19 protein-coding genes and 1 pseudogene are annotated in these 16254 nt (G+C 70.5%); 2 read left to right on the forward strand and 18 right to left on the reverse strand.

All coding sequences use genetic code 11. The annotated features are described in order from the left end of the window. Positions 1 to 84: 84 nt before the first annotated feature. The 9 genes and pseudogenes from LN042_RS18780 to LN042_RS18820 form a co-directional block, all read right to left on the reverse strand. A complete protein-coding gene (locus LN042_RS18780; RefSeq protein ID WP_230052415.1) occupies positions 85 to 1122 on the reverse strand; it encodes a DUF932 domain-containing protein in 1038 nt (345 codons plus the stop codon). A 257-nt stretch (positions 1123 to 1379) separates the two neighbouring features. After that, positions 1380 to 1706 (reverse strand): hypothetical protein, encoded by a 327-nt coding sequence (locus LN042_RS18785; RefSeq protein ID WP_230052416.1) that lies wholly within the window; start codon positions 1704 to 1706, stop codon positions 1380 to 1382. A 107-nt stretch (positions 1707 to 1813) separates the two neighbouring features. Beyond that, complete coding sequence (locus LN042_RS18790; protein ID WP_230052417.1) at positions 1814 to 2179, reverse strand: single-stranded DNA-binding protein; 366 nt, start codon at positions 2177 to 2179, stop codon at positions 1814 to 1816. 94 nt (positions 2180 to 2273) lie between these two features. Then, positions 2274 to 2609: pseudogene (locus tag LN042_RS18795) on the reverse strand (HU family DNA-binding protein); the annotation flags it as partial. 93 nt (positions 2610 to 2702) lie between these two features. Then, positions 2703 to 2912, reverse strand: coding sequence for a superantigen-like protein SSL4 (locus tag LN042_RS18800; RefSeq protein ID WP_230052418.1), 210 nt, complete (start codon positions 2910 to 2912; stop codon positions 2703 to 2705). Positions 2913 to 2980: 68 nt separating this feature from the next. Further along, a complete protein-coding gene (locus LN042_RS18805) occupies positions 2981 to 3604 on the reverse strand; it encodes a hypothetical protein (RefSeq protein ID WP_230052419.1) in 624 nt (207 codons plus the stop codon). A 304-nt stretch (positions 3605 to 3908) separates the two neighbouring features. Continuing rightward, on the reverse strand, positions 3909 to 4466 hold the full coding sequence (locus LN042_RS18810; RefSeq protein WP_230052420.1) for a hypothetical protein: 558 nt from the start codon (positions 4464 to 4466) through the stop codon (positions 3909 to 3911). Positions 4467 to 4606: 140 nt separating this feature from the next. Continuing rightward, positions 4607 to 5656, reverse strand: a complete 1050-nt coding sequence (locus tag LN042_RS18815) for an AcrVA2 family anti-CRISPR protein (RefSeq protein WP_230052421.1) — start codon at positions 5654 to 5656, stop codon at positions 4607 to 4609. A 104-nt stretch (positions 5657 to 5760) separates the two neighbouring features. Beyond that, complete coding sequence (locus tag LN042_RS18820) at positions 5761 to 6387, reverse strand: hypothetical protein (protein ID WP_230052422.1); 627 nt, start codon at positions 6385 to 6387, stop codon at positions 5761 to 5763. A 159-nt stretch (positions 6388 to 6546) separates the two neighbouring features. Between LN042_RS18820 and LN042_RS18825 the strand changes: the two genes are divergently transcribed. After that, the gene (locus tag LN042_RS18825) at positions 6547 to 7818 is read left to right on the forward strand and encodes a TIGR02391 family protein (RefSeq protein ID WP_230052423.1); all 1272 of its coding nucleotides are present in this window, start codon (positions 6547 to 6549) and stop codon (positions 7816 to 7818) included. A 76-nt stretch (positions 7819 to 7894) separates the two neighbouring features. Here LN042_RS18825 and LN042_RS18830 read toward each other — a convergent pair whose 3' ends face one another. The 8 genes from LN042_RS18830 to LN042_RS18865 are packed head-to-tail and all read right to left on the reverse strand — an operon-like array spanning position 7895 to position 13309. Next, a complete protein-coding gene (locus tag LN042_RS18830; RefSeq protein WP_230052424.1) occupies positions 7895 to 8458 on the reverse strand; it encodes a hypothetical protein in 564 nt (187 codons plus the stop codon). Positions 8459 to 8473: 15 nt separating this feature from the next. Further along, positions 8474 to 9073, reverse strand: a complete 600-nt coding sequence (gene folE, locus LN042_RS18835) for a GTP cyclohydrolase I (RefSeq protein ID WP_230052425.1) — start codon at positions 9071 to 9073, stop codon at positions 8474 to 8476. Continuing rightward, complete coding sequence (locus tag LN042_RS18840; protein WP_230052426.1) at positions 9070 to 9807, reverse strand: 7-carboxy-7-deazaguanine synthase QueE; 738 nt, start codon at positions 9805 to 9807, stop codon at positions 9070 to 9072. Before LN042_RS18840 ends, folE begins: the two co-directional genes overlap by 4 nt. Further along, entirely contained in the window at positions 9804 to 10274 is a 471-nt protein-coding gene (locus tag LN042_RS18845) for a 6-pyruvoyl trahydropterin synthase family protein (protein WP_230052427.1), read from the reverse strand. The genes LN042_RS18840 and LN042_RS18845 overlap by 4 nt, the downstream gene beginning before the upstream one ends. After that, complete coding sequence (locus tag LN042_RS18850; protein ID WP_230052428.1) at positions 10271 to 10630, reverse strand: hypothetical protein; 360 nt, start codon at positions 10628 to 10630, stop codon at positions 10271 to 10273. Before LN042_RS18850 ends, LN042_RS18845 begins: the two co-directional genes overlap by 4 nt. Continuing rightward, a complete protein-coding gene (locus LN042_RS18855) occupies positions 10627 to 11562 on the reverse strand; it encodes a hypothetical protein (RefSeq protein ID WP_230052429.1) in 936 nt (311 codons plus the stop codon). The genes LN042_RS18850 and LN042_RS18855 overlap by 4 nt, the downstream gene beginning before the upstream one ends. Then, on the reverse strand, positions 11559 to 12458 hold the full coding sequence (locus tag LN042_RS18860) for a hypothetical protein (protein ID WP_230052430.1): 900 nt from the start codon (positions 12456 to 12458) through the stop codon (positions 11559 to 11561). The genes LN042_RS18855 and LN042_RS18860 overlap by 4 nt, the downstream gene beginning before the upstream one ends. Then, positions 12455 to 13309, reverse strand: coding sequence for a ParB N-terminal domain-containing protein (locus LN042_RS18865; protein WP_230052431.1), 855 nt, complete (start codon positions 13307 to 13309; stop codon positions 12455 to 12457). The genes LN042_RS18860 and LN042_RS18865 overlap by 4 nt, the downstream gene beginning before the upstream one ends. A gap of 287 nt (positions 13310 to 13596) precedes the next feature. Between LN042_RS18865 and LN042_RS18870 the strand changes: the two genes are divergently transcribed. Then, positions 13597 to 15036 (forward strand): DNA phosphorothioation-associated putative methyltransferase, encoded by a 1440-nt coding sequence (locus LN042_RS18870; RefSeq protein ID WP_230052432.1) that lies wholly within the window; start codon positions 13597 to 13599, stop codon positions 15034 to 15036. A 20-nt stretch (positions 15037 to 15056) separates the two neighbouring features. Here the strand turns inward: LN042_RS18870 and dndA are convergent, their stop codons facing one another. Continuing rightward, positions 15057 to 16190 (reverse strand): cysteine desulfurase DndA, encoded by a 1134-nt coding sequence (dndA, locus tag LN042_RS18875; protein ID WP_230052433.1) that lies wholly within the window; start codon positions 16188 to 16190, stop codon positions 15057 to 15059. Positions 16191 to 16254: the final 64 nt, after the last annotated feature.

Raw genomic sequence — 16254 nt, forward strand, 5'->3', positions numbered from 1 at the left:
GGTGTGGGTCGGGGCCGCGCCGCCCGGACGGGGCGGCGCGGCAGGTGGCTGGTGGGCGGCGGGGCGTGCCCGCCGCCGGGTGGGTCAGGCCGCCAGCAGCAGGGACTTGGCGAGGTCCTTGACCGGGTTCTTCTGGTCGTGCAGCAGGGTGGTCATCGCGAGGTTGGCGCGGTGCTCCTGCTCGGTCAGGGCCTCGGGCACCTTGACGGTGCGGAAGTAGTCGTCGAACTCGATGACGGCCTGCAGGGCGGCCCAGCGGCTGCCCCGGATGTTCTCCTGAGTGGCGGCCTCACGGAACAGGAAGTGCAGGCGGTCGCGCCGTTCCTCGTGGGCCGCGACCAGGTTCTTGCGGGCGCCCTCGCCCGGGGTCTTCCACAGCTGTGTGATCAGCTGGTCGAACTCCTGGTTGGTCATCGGGGTCTGGAGTAGCTCGGTGGCCTCGCGCTCGAAGGCGGCGGCGTAGCGCTCGGTGAAGCCGAGGGTGCGTCGGGCCTCCTCCAGCCGGGAGAGGGCGTCGGCGGTGTGGCGGATCTTCCAGACCCGGTGAGCCTCGGCGACCGCGAGGTCGAGGGTGTTGGTGCACACGGCCCGAATCGGGGTCTCGACCGCGACGGCGGCCGAGCGGCCGTCGTGGCTGTTGGCGAAGAGCGTGTACAGGTTGATCTGGTCGGCTGCGCCCTCGGGGTCGAGGGTGATGCTGGGGGACATGGTGGACATGAAGACGACGCGGCCCCCGTCGAGCGCTCCGGCGGTCTCGTAGGTGACGTGGCCGCCGCCGACCAGTTCGTCCAGGAACGCGAAGGCATCGCGGTTCTGGATGGGGGTCCAGGTCTTGCCGACCAGGCCGCCGACCCAGTCGCCGGTGTCGGAGCGGAAGGTGCCGAAGCGGCCGGGGATCTTCTTGCCCAGCTTGCCGCCGCGCATCGGCAGGATCGGCAGCTTCTCGACCTCCCAGTCGAGCTTGGCCAGGTGCAGTACCTCCTCGCTGGTCTTGGCCTCGTCGGTGACGGTGCCGAGGCCGTGCCAGGCGGGCACGCGGTGGGAGTAGAAGGCGGCCTCGCCGGTGGTGGTGTCGATCGCCCCGTCGGTGGCCCGGCCGGTGATGACGGCACTGTCGCGCATGGGTTTGCTCCTCGTGTCGGTGGTCCGGGTTCGCGGCCCGGACTGGCAACCTTTAGGACTTCCGTCCGCTTTCTTGACTTGAGTCTATTCTCAGGTCGCACTGCTTGGGCACACCCTTCGAGCAGCGAATTTCCCTTCCCGCCTGCCTCCTGATCGGCCGTCGGCAGCGGCCCACCCGCGTAAGGCGAAGGGGCGGCCCCGACCGTGGTGGTCAGGGCCGCCCCTTCCGCGGTTTCGGCGGTCTGCGCCGAGCGGGGCTACGGGGTCCCGGGTGCGTCCTTCAGGCGGCGGTTGCGCAGCTCCAGCCCCGCCTCCTTGGCGTAGCGGCTGATGAGGGCTGGCTCGAGGTTGGCCAAGGTGGCGATCTCGTAAACCTGGTAGGTGCGGTCCGGGTACAGGCCGACTACGGCCTCGCGCCGCATCTCGCGCATCTTCGTCGCCGCCACGTCCACGACAGCCAGGGGCTCGCGCAGGGCGGACAGCACCTCGGCCGGAGAAAGGCCCGCCGCCTCGATCTCCGCCAGCGCCTCGCTCAGCGCGTTCGCGGCAGCCGCCAGCTTGGCGCTCGGCTTCCTGGCGGCCATCGTGCTCCTCGGTGTTGCGGGTCCGGCGCTTCGGGCCGGCTGGCGTGACCTTATGTGTATCAGGCCGCGCGCGGGCGGGGCGAGCAGCGCCGACCCCACCGGGGTGGTCACGGCTGCTCGGCGGCCGGGGCGCAGGCTCCGGGCGGCTCAGGGCGCAGCAGCTGGCCGATCGCGGTGACCTCCAGCTCGATCATCTGCCGGGGCGGCTGTCCCTCCGCGCAGATCTGGTGCTGGACCAGGTCGCCGACGACAACCACGCGGCTGTCGTGGGCAAGAGTGGCGGCGATCGTGCGGGCCAGTCCCCGCCAGGCGACACAGCGGATGAACAGCGGTTCGCTGGCCTTGCGGCTGCGCCCCTTGGTGGCGAGCGGGGGACGCTGCTCCAGGGTGAAGGTGACCTTGTCCACGACGGAGTCGGGCAGCCGGTGCAGCTTGGGGTCGCGGGTGACGCGGCCAATCAGGGTAGTGGTCATGGTGCCGTTCACCCGACCAGTGCGGCCCGCGCGGGCACGGTGTTCAGGCCAGCGGCCAGTTCGTTGAAGCCCAGCAGGTTCATGCGGACCGGCCCGGCTGGGTGTAGGTGCCCTTGGGTGCCTTGCGGATCGCGCTGGCGCCGTGCGGCAGCGCGCGGGTCCCGTCGACCAGGTCCTTGAAGCCCTGGTGGGCGCGGAAGCGCGGCACGGTGCGGTCGGGCACCTGGACGCGGGTACCGGTCTGCGGGTTGCGGGCCTGGCGGGTGCGGCGCTGGACGGGTTCAAAGGCGCCGAATCCGGTGATCGACACGCTTCCTCCGGCGACGACGGTGCGCACGATGGTGTCGAGGACCGCGTCGACGGCGGCGCTGGCTGCGCGCCGGCCGCCGAGGGTGGGGGCGAGTCGGTCGATCAGCTGGTTCTTGTTCATCGGCTGTTTGCTCTCCTCGGTAGGTGGTGGGTGGTCCGGTCCGGGCGCCGGGCGCCGGGAGGCGGCACGGAGCCCGGACCGGAGTTGTGGGGCCTACGCCTGAAGGCGCGGGGCGGGCGCGGGGCTGACGCTCGGGTGCTTGGCGGGCGCGCTGGGGACGGTGCCCGGCGGGCAGTTGGGCTGGAGGGCAGGGACGACGCTGGCCGGGGGTGTGGGGGCGGTGCCCGCCGTGGCGGCGCCGCTGATGGTTCCGAGGGCCAGTCCGGCGAGCAGGGAGCTGACGAGAAGGGCGGGGCTGCGCATGGCGGGCGATTCCTTGTCGGGTCGGGCTGGTGTGGCCCCGCCAGGGCGGGGCCACACCAGCGGGTGGCTCAGCGGCCGGGCGCCGGGATTCCGGACAGCAGGGGCGGCAGGTCGGTCGGGTTCGGCTGGAGGGTGGAGGCGGTGGCCGTCGGCGTGGGCACCGGGCTCGTGGTGGCCGTCGGGGTCGGCGCCGGGGTGATGGTGGTCGGTGCGGGCTGGCAGCCAAGCGGCGGGTTGCCCGCGCTGGAGGTCGCCTCGGGGGTGGTGGGTGCGGGCTGCGCGATCAGGTGGGTGACGGTGACGGTGACCACCGGCGCGGGGCTGGCTTCGGGGACGGTCGGGGCGGCCAGCGGCGAGGGGGTCAGTCCCGGAGCCGGGGCGAGGGGCGCGGCCGGGGCCGCGACTCCGACCGGTGCGGCGGCCGGAGTGGGCTGGACGGGGGTGGGTACGGCCGACAGCGTCGGCTGCGCCGGGAGGGACGGAAGCTGGATGGGGCTGAGGGTGGCGGCCGGGGCCAGCGGGGCGTTCTGGGCGCTGGGGTTGTGGGCCGGGCGGTGGGTGACGGCGGTTCCGGCGAGGAATCCGGCGGCGGCCAGTCCGAGGGCCAGCACGGTGCGCCTGTCGAGGCGCTTGGCGGCCGGGCCGGTGGGCTTGCCGCTCTCGGTGCTGCGGTTCTCGGTGGTGTCGCTCATGAGTGGCTGTCTCCTTGGTCTGCGGGCCGGGGTTCGCTTTCCCCGGCTGGCAGGACCAGCCTCGCACAAAACAGACCTAGGTCAACTAATAAGATGACGGTAATTTTCAGCTCTGAACTGGGCGCTCACCGTGCCCAAAGGAGCTACTCCGCAATCGACTTGGCACGCTGTGGCAGGCCCCCGCACGTGCGAGCGCGCGGCGGCCGAGCTCCTGGCTCGCCCGCCGCGCGCTGGCGTTCGGTCACAGATCACTGCGGCTTCCTCCCGGCAGACGGCACGCCCGGACGGTAAGCCGCACCCGCCCCTAAGGTCGCGCCGTAGCCTGGCCCTCCTGCTCGACCAACACGCCTTCCACGTAGCCGAATCGGCGCACCGCCTCGTAGGTGGTCGCGAGGAACACAGGGACTCGGCCGCCGCCCGCTGCTGGGGCGAGCACCATGGCATACCCCTGCGTCTCCACCAGCACCCACTCCGACGGCTTGTCGCCCATGAAGCCATCCGGCACCGTCGCACCCGGATCGGTGCGCCCCTCACCGGCCCTCCTGGCATGCTGGCGGGCGATGTGCGGGCACAGCCGCAGCGCGGCCTCGGCGCAGTCCACGTGCATCGGCGGGTCGCTAAACGCCCCTGAGGCCGCCGAGTTCGGACCGCCGATGAACGCCACCCGCTCCCCCATCGGCTTCGCGCACACCCCGCACTGCCGCCGAGACGCCAGCTCCAGCGCCCGGCGGCCGTTGATCACTAGGAAGTCCGCGGTGCCGTCCTCGCGTTCGTTGACGGCCGGGATCGGCAGCTTGCGTCGCGGATCCACCGGCCGCTCCGCCAGCCCGGCCGGCAGTGCCTGCTCGCTGTTGGTTTCCATAACCCTCCCTCCTCGCGCCCCGTTCGCGGCGGGGCGCCGGCAACCAGAAGGCCGTCCGGGCCGGGCCCATCCCCGGTTGGGCCCGGCCCGGACGGCCTCCGCCAGCCTCCTGGCCTGCGCCACGGCCGGACAACAGCCGCTCAGCGCACCGGCCGCACCACGCCCTCCGGCGCGTGCCCGTCCCCATCGAGCAGGTCCTGCGAGACCCAGTACGGCTCGACCAGCGCCACGTCCTCGATCGCGCGCCCCGGCCCCTTCCACACCGTCTTCAGGTGGCCGCCGCGCTGGTGGGGGTACTGCCGCCACCCGCTCGCCCCCGTACCGGAGCCCGCCGAGGCGCGCGCCCGGCGGCCCGCCTCCTGAGCCCGGATCCGCGCCAGGCGCAGCCTGGGCCCCAGCCGCCAGCCAACCCGCAGGAACGACTCCGGCTTGTTCCATGCACGCGGACCGCGCTTGGCGCTCTTGCCGCTGCTCGGAGCCGCGAGCTCGATGTCGGCCTTCGAGGAGCACACGTAGGACACCAACCGCAGTACGTCCTCCAGCAGGCCCTGCTGACCGGGCGTCGGATCCTCCCGCCCCGCCTTGCGGGCGATGCGGGCAGCGAGGTCGTACGCCGTGAAGCGGTCCCCGGGCTCCGCCGGAATGCTGCAGTGGATGAACTCCAGCATCGGCAGGCCGTCCGGATCCTCCAGGACCTCGGCCACGGCCATCACGGCGATGGTGCCCATCCGCTTGTCCGACGTGGAGCAGAGCAACGTGCTGTTCCTCACCCGCCCGATGGCGAACAGCCCCAGCAGGCGCCCTGGTGAACCGTCGCTCAGCGCGCACGGCCACGGCTCGGCCAGCACGATCAGCGGGTCCGGGTGGCGCAGCCGGCGGAACACACCGCCATCCATCTTGCCCACCTTGTAGGTGCGCAGCTCCGCGCCCATCTCCGGGTGCACCGCGAGAACCGTCTTGCCCCGGCCCCACAGCCGCCAGGTCGCCGCCATCGTGGTGCTGGCTCGGATCTCCTGCACGGTCAGGCCCGCGTCCCCCACCGCGATGGACGCGCCGCCCTCGATCGCTTCCTGCGGCAGGTGGCCGAGCCCGATCCGCTGCAGCAACGCGTTCGAGGTCTGCGCCTCCCGCACCATCCGCTCAGCGACCTCGGCCGCTGCCCTCCCGATCTGCACGTCCCTGCTGGCCATCGATGCCCTCCCGGCAGCCGGGCCCCTGCGGTCCGGCATGCCGCCACACTCGCCAAGGCGCAGATATCAGGACAACAGGCGTAATCCATAAGTAAGTTGGACGATCAGACCTCTTGGGTATCGACCACTTCCGCGTCGATCACCGCGCCCTGCTGCTCCTCCGCCGCGAACTGCGCCCGGATGTCGGCCAGCCGCGCCGCGAGCCGGCCGATCTGCTCCGGCGGCGCCAGCACCGGCGCCGTTTCCCCAGGGCCCGCCGCCGTCAGCTCGATGCGAGCCTGCGCCGCCCGCCCGAACGTCTCCGGCGCCACGCAGGCGAGCAGGAACTGCGCGGCCCGCCAGTCCGGCTGCGCGAAGTCCCGCTCCGTCTGCACCACCAGCTCGCCCGTCTCCGCGTCCCGCACCGTCCGGGTCCGCTCGCGCACCACATGCCCGCCCTGCGCCGCCTTGCGCACCAGCAGCACCAACTGCGCCTTGCCCTCGCTCCGCGCGCGCATGAACCTGTCGCGGAACTCGCGGAACATCCGCTCACCTGACCGGGCTCGCTCCCCCGACTCCAGCCGCTGCTGCTCCTGCTCCCCGCGCTCCAGCCAGCGGTAGACCGTGGACGCGTGCACGCCGGCCATCGCCGCCGCGTCCCCGAGCGGCACCCCCGCCCGCACAGCGTCGAGCAGCCGCTTCTCCACCTCCGGCTGGAGGGCAGAGCGGCGGCCAGGGCGACGGGATTCCACAGCGGGGACCGTACGACCACCAGCAGCTCAGTGGCGCCCCGAGCCCACCGCGAAGAGGCGCCGAGCCCCAAGTCTCCGACGGCCCCGATTACCCATGCAGAGCCGCCGGCCAGCGGATAGCCTGCCGAACCAGGACAGGCAGTACGGGTGGGGAGCACCATGCTTGAGGACCAGCGAGTCAAGATGCCAACACCGGGTGGCGAGTCGGGCGAGCAGATGCTTCAGGTGATCTTCCGCGAGTTCCTGCGGACCTCGCGATGGCCCGACTTCGGCACGGTCTATCGGCTACTGCGCCGTGAGGATGGAGACGTCGAAGCCGCCCTGGGGGAGCTGTCGGAAGACCTCGTCAAGGGAGCGAGTGCGTTCGGACACCCGCTGCCCGATCCTGGGACTGAACTCCAGCTAACTCTCGTCGGCATGCGCTATTGCGACTGGTCCGGCGTCGTGGAGGAACTGATCTTCGATCTCCTGTGGTACGCCTGCAAAGTCGAAGCGGAGTGGCCGGCCAGCGCCAGCGAACGCCCGGCAATCACCAGCGAGGGCTTCTACAGCGAGAAGTTCGACCACATGGCGAGTCATCGGGCGGAGGTCGAAGGGTTCGTGGAGGCGTTCTCCGTTGCGCTTGGAGACGACGAGGAACGCTCTCACGCCAAGAAGTCGTTCAAGCTGGTGGAGGCCGCGCTGCGCAGTGCCGTGTACCAGGCCGGCGTGCTGCTTCACGGGACGCAGCCAGGCTTCAAGACCATCATGCGGCAGGAGAACGAGCACGCCTGGCGGATCACTGTTGACCACCGTATCCAGGCGTTCCGTGACGTAGGCGACATTCAGGAGTGGTGGGACCGCTCGGTCGCTCTGAAGCGCAAGGAGAAGAGAGCCCTCGGATGTGTGGTGGGTGTAGACGGCACGGTGATGAATCTGAACGTAGCCGATCTCCTCGGCCGGGACTTGTACCAGCCACCAGCCTCGACGGTCGACATCACGACGGCGGCCCCCGCCGAGCAGCTCACCCTGAGCTGCACCCTGCATCCGCTGATCGCCGAGGCATCCGCCGACCGCTTCAGGAAAGGCCTGTGCCTCGACGCAGTTCTGCATGCCCTCAAAGCAGTCGAGTACAGGGTGCAGACCCTTTCGGGCTCATCCAAGATCGGCGAGGACCTGATGGGCTTCGTTCTCGGCTCCATTGCACCCCGACTCACAGTCACCCGCTCGGTCGGAGGCTCGCTACCGAGTGAACAGGCGGGAATGAGGGACCTGTTCAAGGGGGCGATGACGGCACTGCGCAACCCCCGCGCCCACGGCCCCCACCACCCGGATGATCCGGACGAGGCTCAAGAAATGCTGGTCCTGGCGAGCTTCCTCATGCGGCGCCTGGACCTCGCGGAGGCATCTCTGAATACACAGGGAGCAGCCATCGGCACGGCTTCACCCTAGCGCCGGTGCACTCGGTCACCGGCAGCGCTCATGACGGTGCCCTGGACTGGAGCAGCCCAGGGCACCGGAGAGGCCGTCACTCCCAGCCGAGGTTGTCCACGATCTCGTCGTACGCGTACCCCGTGACAGCGCTGAGCACCTGAGGCAGCGCCGCCACAGTCCTCGGCGCTCCGCTGTGCTCGTCCGGGGCAGTGACCGCCTCAGGCTGGCCGAGAGTGGTTTGGCGAGGGCCGTCCGGGGTTTCCCAGATGGCGACCACGAGCGCGCTGTCGGGCAGACCAGCGAGGTGGCTGCGCAGGAGGGCGACGTCTACGGCTGCTTCCGGGCCGTCCTCCTGCGGCAGAGCGATGACCGGCACGCGCCGCCCGGTGTGGTCTCGGATAGTGGCCTGCACGGGCCAGCCGATGGCGATCCGGCGCGGGCCACCGTCCTCCGGTGAGTCGACGTCGGCGACGACCGGTGCCCGGTTGGGCAGCTGGGCCAGGTAAGTGCGCAGCTGGGCGACGCGCTGGGCCTCCTCGGGCAGGTCTGCGGGCAGGGCGAACATCATGGTGGGCGTCTCCTTGGTGTGTCGGCGGCCGGGGTTCGCGGCCCCGGCCTGGCACTGCCATCCTCCCGCGCCGTCGGCCGGGAAGGGCACAACTCCTCTGCGGTTTCAGGAGGATGCGGGTAGCAGCGTGAGCACCTCGGAGCGGGCTACCGGGTCGGTGTCCAGCAGCCCCGCCAGGTGGGTGGTGACCATCGCAGCCCCGTGGGCACGGGCTCCGCGCAGGGCCATACAGGCGTGCTGGGAGCGGATCAGGCAAGCCGCGCCGTCCACGTCCATGTGCGTGGTGAGAGCGTCGACGACCTGGCGGCCGAGCCGTTCCTGGACCTGCGGTCGGGCCGCGTACTCCTGCGCGAGCCGGGCGAGCTTGGACAGGCCGACGATGCGGGCACCGGGCTTGGGCAGGTAAGCGACGGTCGCCCTGCCGGTGAACGGCAGCACGTGGTGCTCGCACAGGGCGGTGATCGGCACGTCCACCGCGGCGATCAACCCGGGCCGGTCGGCCTCGGGCGGGAAGGTGACGGCCAGGTGCCGCGTCGGGTCCGTATGCACGCCGGCGGTCAGCTCGGCCAGCGCCTTCGCCAGCCGCCGCGGGGTGTCCGCGGTGGACGGGCTGTCGCACGGGATGCCGAGCGCGGCCAGCAGGCCGGAGGCGTGGGTGGCGGCCAGGGCCAGGTCGACGGCGGCCGGTACGGTTTTGGTGGTCATCGGTTGCGTTCTCCAGGCCACAGCAGCACATGCTGCCGCATCGTCAGGTTCCAGTGGCGGTCGATCACCGCGTCAGCCAGAGTGCGGGCGACCTCGATGGTGCGCTCCGGGGTGGTGCCTTCGGGCATCACCCACACCGCGTGCGGCGGGATCCGGAAGCGGTCGACCAGCTCGCCGATCTCCGCCAGGTCGTCGGGGCCAGTGGCGACGAACTTGAACCGGGCCCGGCGCCAGGGGCTGCGGGCCAAGCCGGCGTACTGCTCCAGCGCCTCGGGCACGATGCGGCGCTGTTCCGGGTCGCCGGTGTGGGCCAGCTTCGGGGAGACGTTGAAGGTCAGCCCCGGCACCGCCATGGTCACCGAGGCGGCCACCAGGGTCCCGTTGGTCTCCACTTCGACGCGGCGGAGGGTGTGCCGCAGGACGGCCATCAGGGCGCGCCAGCCGTCGCTGCGCTGGTGCAGCAGCGGCTCGCCGCCGGTCAGCACGACCAGGGCGTGCGGGCTGCTGGCCAGCCACTCGGTCAGCTCGACCACTGGCCTGCGGGTGATCTCCTTGCGCAGGTCGAACCGCTTGCCGTCCCAGCTGTACGGGGTGTCGCACCAGGGGCAGGACAGGTTGCAGGCGCCCAGGCGCAGAAACAGGGCCAGCGCGCCGGAACTCGGCCCTTCTCCCTGGAGGGTGGGGCCGAAGGTCTCCACGACTGGCAGGCTCACCGCTGCCGTCTCGGCGTTCACGGGGCCCTCCAGTGGGCGGCGTTGACCGCGGTCTCGGTCACCGTGACCTGGGCGACCCGGGCGCCGGCGGCGCGGGGCAGGGTGTGCAGGGCTTCGGCGGCGACGCGGGCGAGCAGTTCGGCGACGGCTTCGACACTGGGCCAGGCGAGGCCGGTGGCGTGCTGCTCCTGCTCGGTCGGGTCGGTGGCGCCGAACCGGAACAGCTTGCTGCCCTGTCCGGCGAGAACGGGTGCCAGCGGGTCGGTCGCGCCCAGCATGGCGCCGTGGTCGAGGAAGGTGTCGATCCACTGGCGCAGGGCCCGCTTGAAGGCGCCGAACTCCACGACGGTGCCGGCCGCCAGCTCGGGTGCCTCGACCGTCACTTCGACGTTCCAGCTGTGGCCGTGCAGGTTCTCGCACTTGCTGGCCAGGTGCGGCAGCCGGTGGGCCGTCTCGAAGTTGTGGCGGACTGTCACAGCGTGGTTCACGGCCGCGCCTCCGGCACCGGGCGGACGATGGCGCCGGCTTCGCCGTCCTCACTGACCGACACCTGCTCGACGCGCAGGCCGAGTGCGGCCAGGTGCCCGGCGAGGGAGCGGGCCAGCAGTTCGCAGGAGGCGGCGCCGCACTCGCGGTCGCCAGGCCCCCACCAGGCGCGGATCACGTCCTGCAGGTCGTGGAACTCGAAGGCCCTGTCGTCGTGGTCGACGTGGATGCGGGCCTGGAGGTGGAAGAGGTGGCGGTGGCGGGCGCGCAGGTAGGAGCGGTGCTCGGGCGCGGCCGGCCAGTGGTGGAAGCCGGGGACGCGGACTTCGGTCCACACGATCGCGGTCGAGGTGGTCATGCCGGGGTGTTCTCCTTCGGGTTCAGGGGCGGGTAGGGGCCCTGCTGGAGCAGGTGTTCGCGGGTGGTGCGGGCCAGCGTCCAGACGGTGTTGGTGGCCTCGACGGTCTGCGCGCACATCTGGCAGCAGGCGGTGCGGCCGCGGGTCGGGTGGGCGGGTTGGTCGAGGTCGTAGCTGAAGCCGCGGTTGATGACGCCGACCTTGCGCAGCAGTGCGGAGTCGATCCGCACGTCCGGCCAGCGCAGCGGGCCCAGCCAGGTGGAGGAGTCGCAGGAGTCCGGCGGCAGGGCCATGCACCATTCGTTGACGGTCAGTCCGAGCACGTGGACCCACAGGTCGGGGTAGCGGCGGTGGCGTTCCCACAGGGTGTGCAGCAGCCGCAGCCGGACAGGGGCGGGGGCTTGGACGACGTTGCCGAAGCAGATCCGGTCGTACTGCTCGGCGAGCTCATCGAAGTAGTCCCAGCCGTCCACCAGCGGGTGGTAGACCGGGATCGGTGCCAGGCCGGCGGCCTCCAGGCGGGCGCGGGTGCGGATCTTGTTGTCCCGGCCGCCCTGGTCAAGTTCGATGTAGCCCCACAGCCGGTCGCCGTGGCGGCGGACGAGTTCGACATAGCGGTCGTACAGGTCCTCGAAGCCGTCGATCTGCTCAGGCGCCAGGCGCAGCGCCTCGTCCATGGAGACGCCGGTCTGCCGCTTGTGCTGGTTGGTCAGCCAGAAGATCCCGGAGTCGAGGAGCACCTGGTGGCCGACGTCCAGCAGGGCGACCAGGCGCCGCTCCTGCGCCTCACTGAGCAGATCGTTGGTGGCCAGCAGCGTGTACCGCGGGTAGTGCTCGGAGTCTCCGGCGGCGAAGTAGATGTGACGGTCGGCCGGGTCGAAGGCGCCGCCGCCGGTCTGCTTGCGCTCCGGCACGGGCTGAGGGGCGGTCATCGGTGCTGCGCTCCTTCGGGGCCGAGGGCGAGCTGGCCGAGCAGGTCGTGCAGGCGGGTGGCCGAGTGCTGCCAACAGCGGCCGAGCGCGCCGGCAGCGTCCGCGCACAGCCGGGCGGCGGCCGCGTAGGATCCCTGGTCGCCGTCGGCATAGCGGAACCCATCCGGGAGCGAGCCGATCCTGCGCAGCATCGCCGTCTCGATCCGTTGGTGGTTCCAGCGCAGCGGGGCCAGCCAGGACGAGGAGTCGCAGGAGTCCGGCGGGGCAGCAAGGCACACCTCGGAGGCGGTCAGGCCGAGAGCGTGTATCCACAGGTGTGGATAATTCTGCCGCCGCTCCCACAAGGTGTGCAGAATCCGCAGCCGCACCGGGCCCGGGGCCTGCACGATGTTGCCCACGCAGATCCGGTCGTACTGCGAGGCGAGCTCATCGAAGTAGTCCCAGCCGTCCACCAGCGGGTGGTAGACCGGGATCGGTGCCAGGCCCAGATCCTGGAGGGCTTCGCGCTGGCGGAGCTTGTGCTCCCGGCCGCCCTGGTCCAACTCGATGTAGCCCCACAGCTGGTCCCCGTAGGTGGTGGCCAGGTGCACGTACCGCTCGCGCAGTTGGGCGAAGCCGTCGATCTGCTCGGGGGCGAGGGCCAGCGCCTCGTCCATGGTCACCCCGTGGGTGCGGCTGTGCCGGTTGGTCAGCCAGAAGATGCCCGAGTCGAGCAGCACCCGGTTGCCGGCCTCCAGCAGGGCGTTCAGCCGCTGCTCCTCCGCCTGCCCCATCAGCTCGTTGACGGCGGTCAGCACGTGCGGCCCGGCGTTGTACTCTCCGCCCCCGGCGAGGAAGTAGATCGGCCGCTCACCACGGTCGAACGCTCCGCCGCCGGTGGCGCGCGGCGTGCTCACGCGCTCTCACCGGCCAGGACCGGCTGCTGGCCGGTGATGCGGGCCCACTTGTCGAGCAAGTGCCCGGCCAGGTACCGCTCCGGCTGCACCATCACCAGGCGGCGGCCTTCGGCCCGGTCCGCGAATGGGGCCAGCGGCGTCGGGTACGGCAGGAACAGGGAGTTGTCGACCAGCAGCGGCGCCCATCGCGGCCAGCCGTCGAACACCTCGGCCACGACGAGGCGGTGCTCGCCGAGCTGCCAGACCTGGCCGGGCTCGACCTGGTGCTCGGGCTCGCCGACGGTGACGCCGGCCAGGGCGAGCAGGTCCCCGCGGTTGGGCTGATCAGGCTGGCCTTCGGGTTCTTCCTGCGGTTCGTCCTGCTCCGCGTCGACCAGGCTGCTGCTGGCGCCGACATCGTTCAGGAGCGCGTCCAGCTGGGTGTGGTCGAAGCCGGTGGCGGCGAACAGGTCTGGGTCCACCGCTTCCAGGCCGTTCAGCATGTCGGCGAGCCCTTCGCCGTCCCATCCGCCCTTGGTCGTCAGGTGGTTGGAGGCGATCAGGTATGCCTCGGCGTGCGCGTCGTCCACCGATGCCCAGCCTCGGACGACGGGCACCGTCCAGGTGCCGTCCTCGGCGACGACGACGCCCTCCGGCGCTGGCTTGCCACTACCGTGGCGCCGCTGCAGCGTGTCGTAGCGGCCGTGCCCGGCGACCAGTCGGCCAGTGCGCTCATCGAGCAGGCCAGGCTCGGTGAAGTCGAAGCGGTCAACGGACGCGTCCAGCCCGCCGTCGTCGTGACCCTTGGGGTTGCGTTCGGCGGGCCGGATCTCGTCCAGCGGCATGTACTCGATGTATCGGGGGGCAGCCATGAGCGGGAAACCTAAGTGCCATGGCCCGTAAGGTCGCGCCGACCTCGCCACCCCTTCCTGGCTGCATCGACCGCGACGTGGTCCGACCTCTGCTTGGCCTGAGTGATCGGGATGCGACAGCAAACGGGCATCACCTCGACGAGACCGGCGCCAATCAGGTCCCGATCCGTCTCTGCACCAGTCCACCAAGGCGGACCCACCTGACCTGGTGAAGCGTCAGCGTGGCAGGCTGTACAACAGGTTGGAGACCGCAGTCGGAATTACGTGAGATCTCGACGGGGCAGCACATGGCACGTCAGGTGTGGCAGAGCGAACGGCGCCTCACAGCGATTGGGCGCACCACCCTGTCTGTCCCCGCACGCCAGGCCGTTACCGACCTGCAGATCACCCCCACCACCACCGTCTTGGACTACGGCTGCGGACGGGGTGGGGACGTGCGAGGGCTCGAGGGCATGGCCGTCCCGGCAGTCGGCTGGGATCCGTTCTACCAACCGGACGGGCGGGTGCAACCAGCGGATGTCGTTCTGCTCACCTACGTGCTGAACATCATCGAGGATCCGTCGGAGCGCCGCGCGACCCTGCGGCAGGCATGGGATCTTGCTGGCTCCCTTCTGGTTGTCTCCACGCGCTTGACCTGGGAGAGGACCAAGGTCCGCGGCGACGAGTATGCAGATGGGCTACTCACCAGCCGGAATACCTTCCAGCACCTGTTCAGCCCGAGTGAGCTTCGCGGCTTCGTGCAGGAGGTCACCGGCGTGCGGTGCGTCGCCGCGGCGCCCGGCATCATCTACGCCTTCAAGGACGACTCGTCCCGGCTGGGGTATCTCGCCCGCCGCATTCTGCCGTCTGCGCAGTGGCTCAGCTCGAACGACAGTGCAAGCGCGATCGCTGCCGTCGTGGATCACGCCGAGCGCCGAGGCCGGCTTCCGAGGCTGGAGGAGATGCCTCAGCAGATGGCCGAGATCCTCGGTCATGTGCAACCTCCTGACCTCCAGCGGCTGGTGCGTCGTACCGCTGAACCAGCCAAGGTGGACGCCGGTGCCAGGCGTTCAACCCTGGACACCCTGCTGTTCCTCGCGGTCGAACTCTTCAACGGGCGGGGGCCGTTCAGCAGCCTGCCCCTGTCCGTCCAGCTGGACGTCCGCGCGTTCTTCTCCTCGTACGTGGAGGCCTGCCGCCGCGCCGATCGCTTGCTGCTCAAACTGCGGGACGACGCATACGTGCTCGGAGCGATGCAAGCGTCAGCGGCTGGGAAGGTGACAGGCACCGCGCTGTACGTCCATCGGCGGGCAGTGCTCCGGCTACCGACGGTGCTACGCCTTTATGAGCACTGCGCGGCGGTCGCGGCCGGGCGTCCGGCCGACTGGAGCATCGTAAAGCTGTGCCACCAGGGACGCGCCGCGAGTTGGATGGATTACCCGGACTTCGACCGCGATCCCCACCCCCAGCTGAGCTCCTCGTACAGTGTCGACCTACGAACCTTGGAGCCCGTGTACTCCTCGTACGTTGATGCTCCCGATCGTCCGGTGCTCCACCGCAAGCACGAGTTCCTTGCCCCCGACGACCCCGATGCCGCGAAGTACAGGCGGTTGAGCAGGGCCGAAATGCAGGCCGGTCTCTACGCGAATCCCCACCTGATCGGCACAGCGACAGGCTGGCAGGCTGAGCTCCAACGCTGCGAGCGCGAACTGCGCGGGCACCGTCTTATCCGCCGGCCGGTGGCCTGATGGACAGCCACCGACCTCGTCTACGGCTGCAGCCACGCGACCGCCGCAGCGATCTCCTTCGGATCAAAGTCCTCAACCTGCGAGGGGAACCACGACAGTCGCAGCCCGTTGTGCGCTTGTTCCTCGGGCAAGCCCATCGCGGTGAGCACATGGCTCGGCGTGTAGGAGGCGCTGGTGCACGCAGAACCCGTCGCCACGGCGGCAACATGCTTCAGCCGAACGATCAGGGCCTCGGCGTCCACTCCGTCGAACGACACGTTGAGGATGTGCGGCACCCCCTGCTCGGCGTCGCCGTTCACGTGGAAGCGAGTGGCAGAGAGGGCTTCCAGCAGCCGCTCCCGGAATGCGAGGCTCCCGGCGAGCCAGGACGCGTGCTCTGCGCGGAAGATCTCTTCCGCCTTCGCCAGGCCCATGATCAGCGGCACCGGCAGAGTCCCGGGCCGCAGCTTGCGCTCCTGACCGCCACCGAACATCAGCGGCTGCAGCGGCACCTTCTCCCAGCCGCGCCGGCGCGTCAGGAGGGCCCCGACGCCCTTCGGCGCACCGATCTTGTGGCCGCTAATGCTGATCATGTCGATGGGTGCCGTCAGGTCCTTCGGCAGCTTGCCGAAGCCCTGCGCTGCGTCCACGTGCAGGTACGTCGGTGTCTGGCTCAGCAAGTGGGCGAGTTCAGCAACGGGCTGGATGGCCCCGGTCTCGTTGTTCACGTGCATGAGCGAGACGAGCAGAGTGTCGGGGCGCAGCCGCTCGGCGACAGCCTCCACGCTCACTCGTCCGTGGGAATCTGGCGTGAGGAAGTCGACGTCGAAGCCGCGGGTCTTCAGGTGTTCAAGGGGCTCGATGACGGCCTTGTGCTCGATGGCGGAGCTAATGATGTGGCGCCGACCGGTCTGCTCCCCGTGCGGGGCGAGTCCGAGCAGCGCGATGTTGTTGCTCTCCGTGGCACCACTCGTGAAGATCAACTCTTCTGGGTTGGCTGCCATCTGGGATGCGAGCTGCTCGCGAGCCTGCTGGACGGCTTTCTTCGCGCGCGTACCGAACTCGTGGGTGCGGCTTCCGGCATTGCCGAAGTCCTCTGTCATCCAGTGCATGACCACGTCAGCCACGCGCTGGTCGACTCGAGTAGTCGCCGCAACGTCCAGGTAGTTCACCACAGCCGCCCTCCGCATCCCAGATTTAGGACCATGCCGGACACGAAACTCAAGAGACGTACCCGCG

Source organism: Kitasatospora humi (genome assembly GCF_020907985.1).
In the GTDB taxonomy this organism is placed as follows: Bacteria; Actinomycetota; Actinomycetes; order Streptomycetales; family Streptomycetaceae; genus Kitasatospora; species Kitasatospora humi.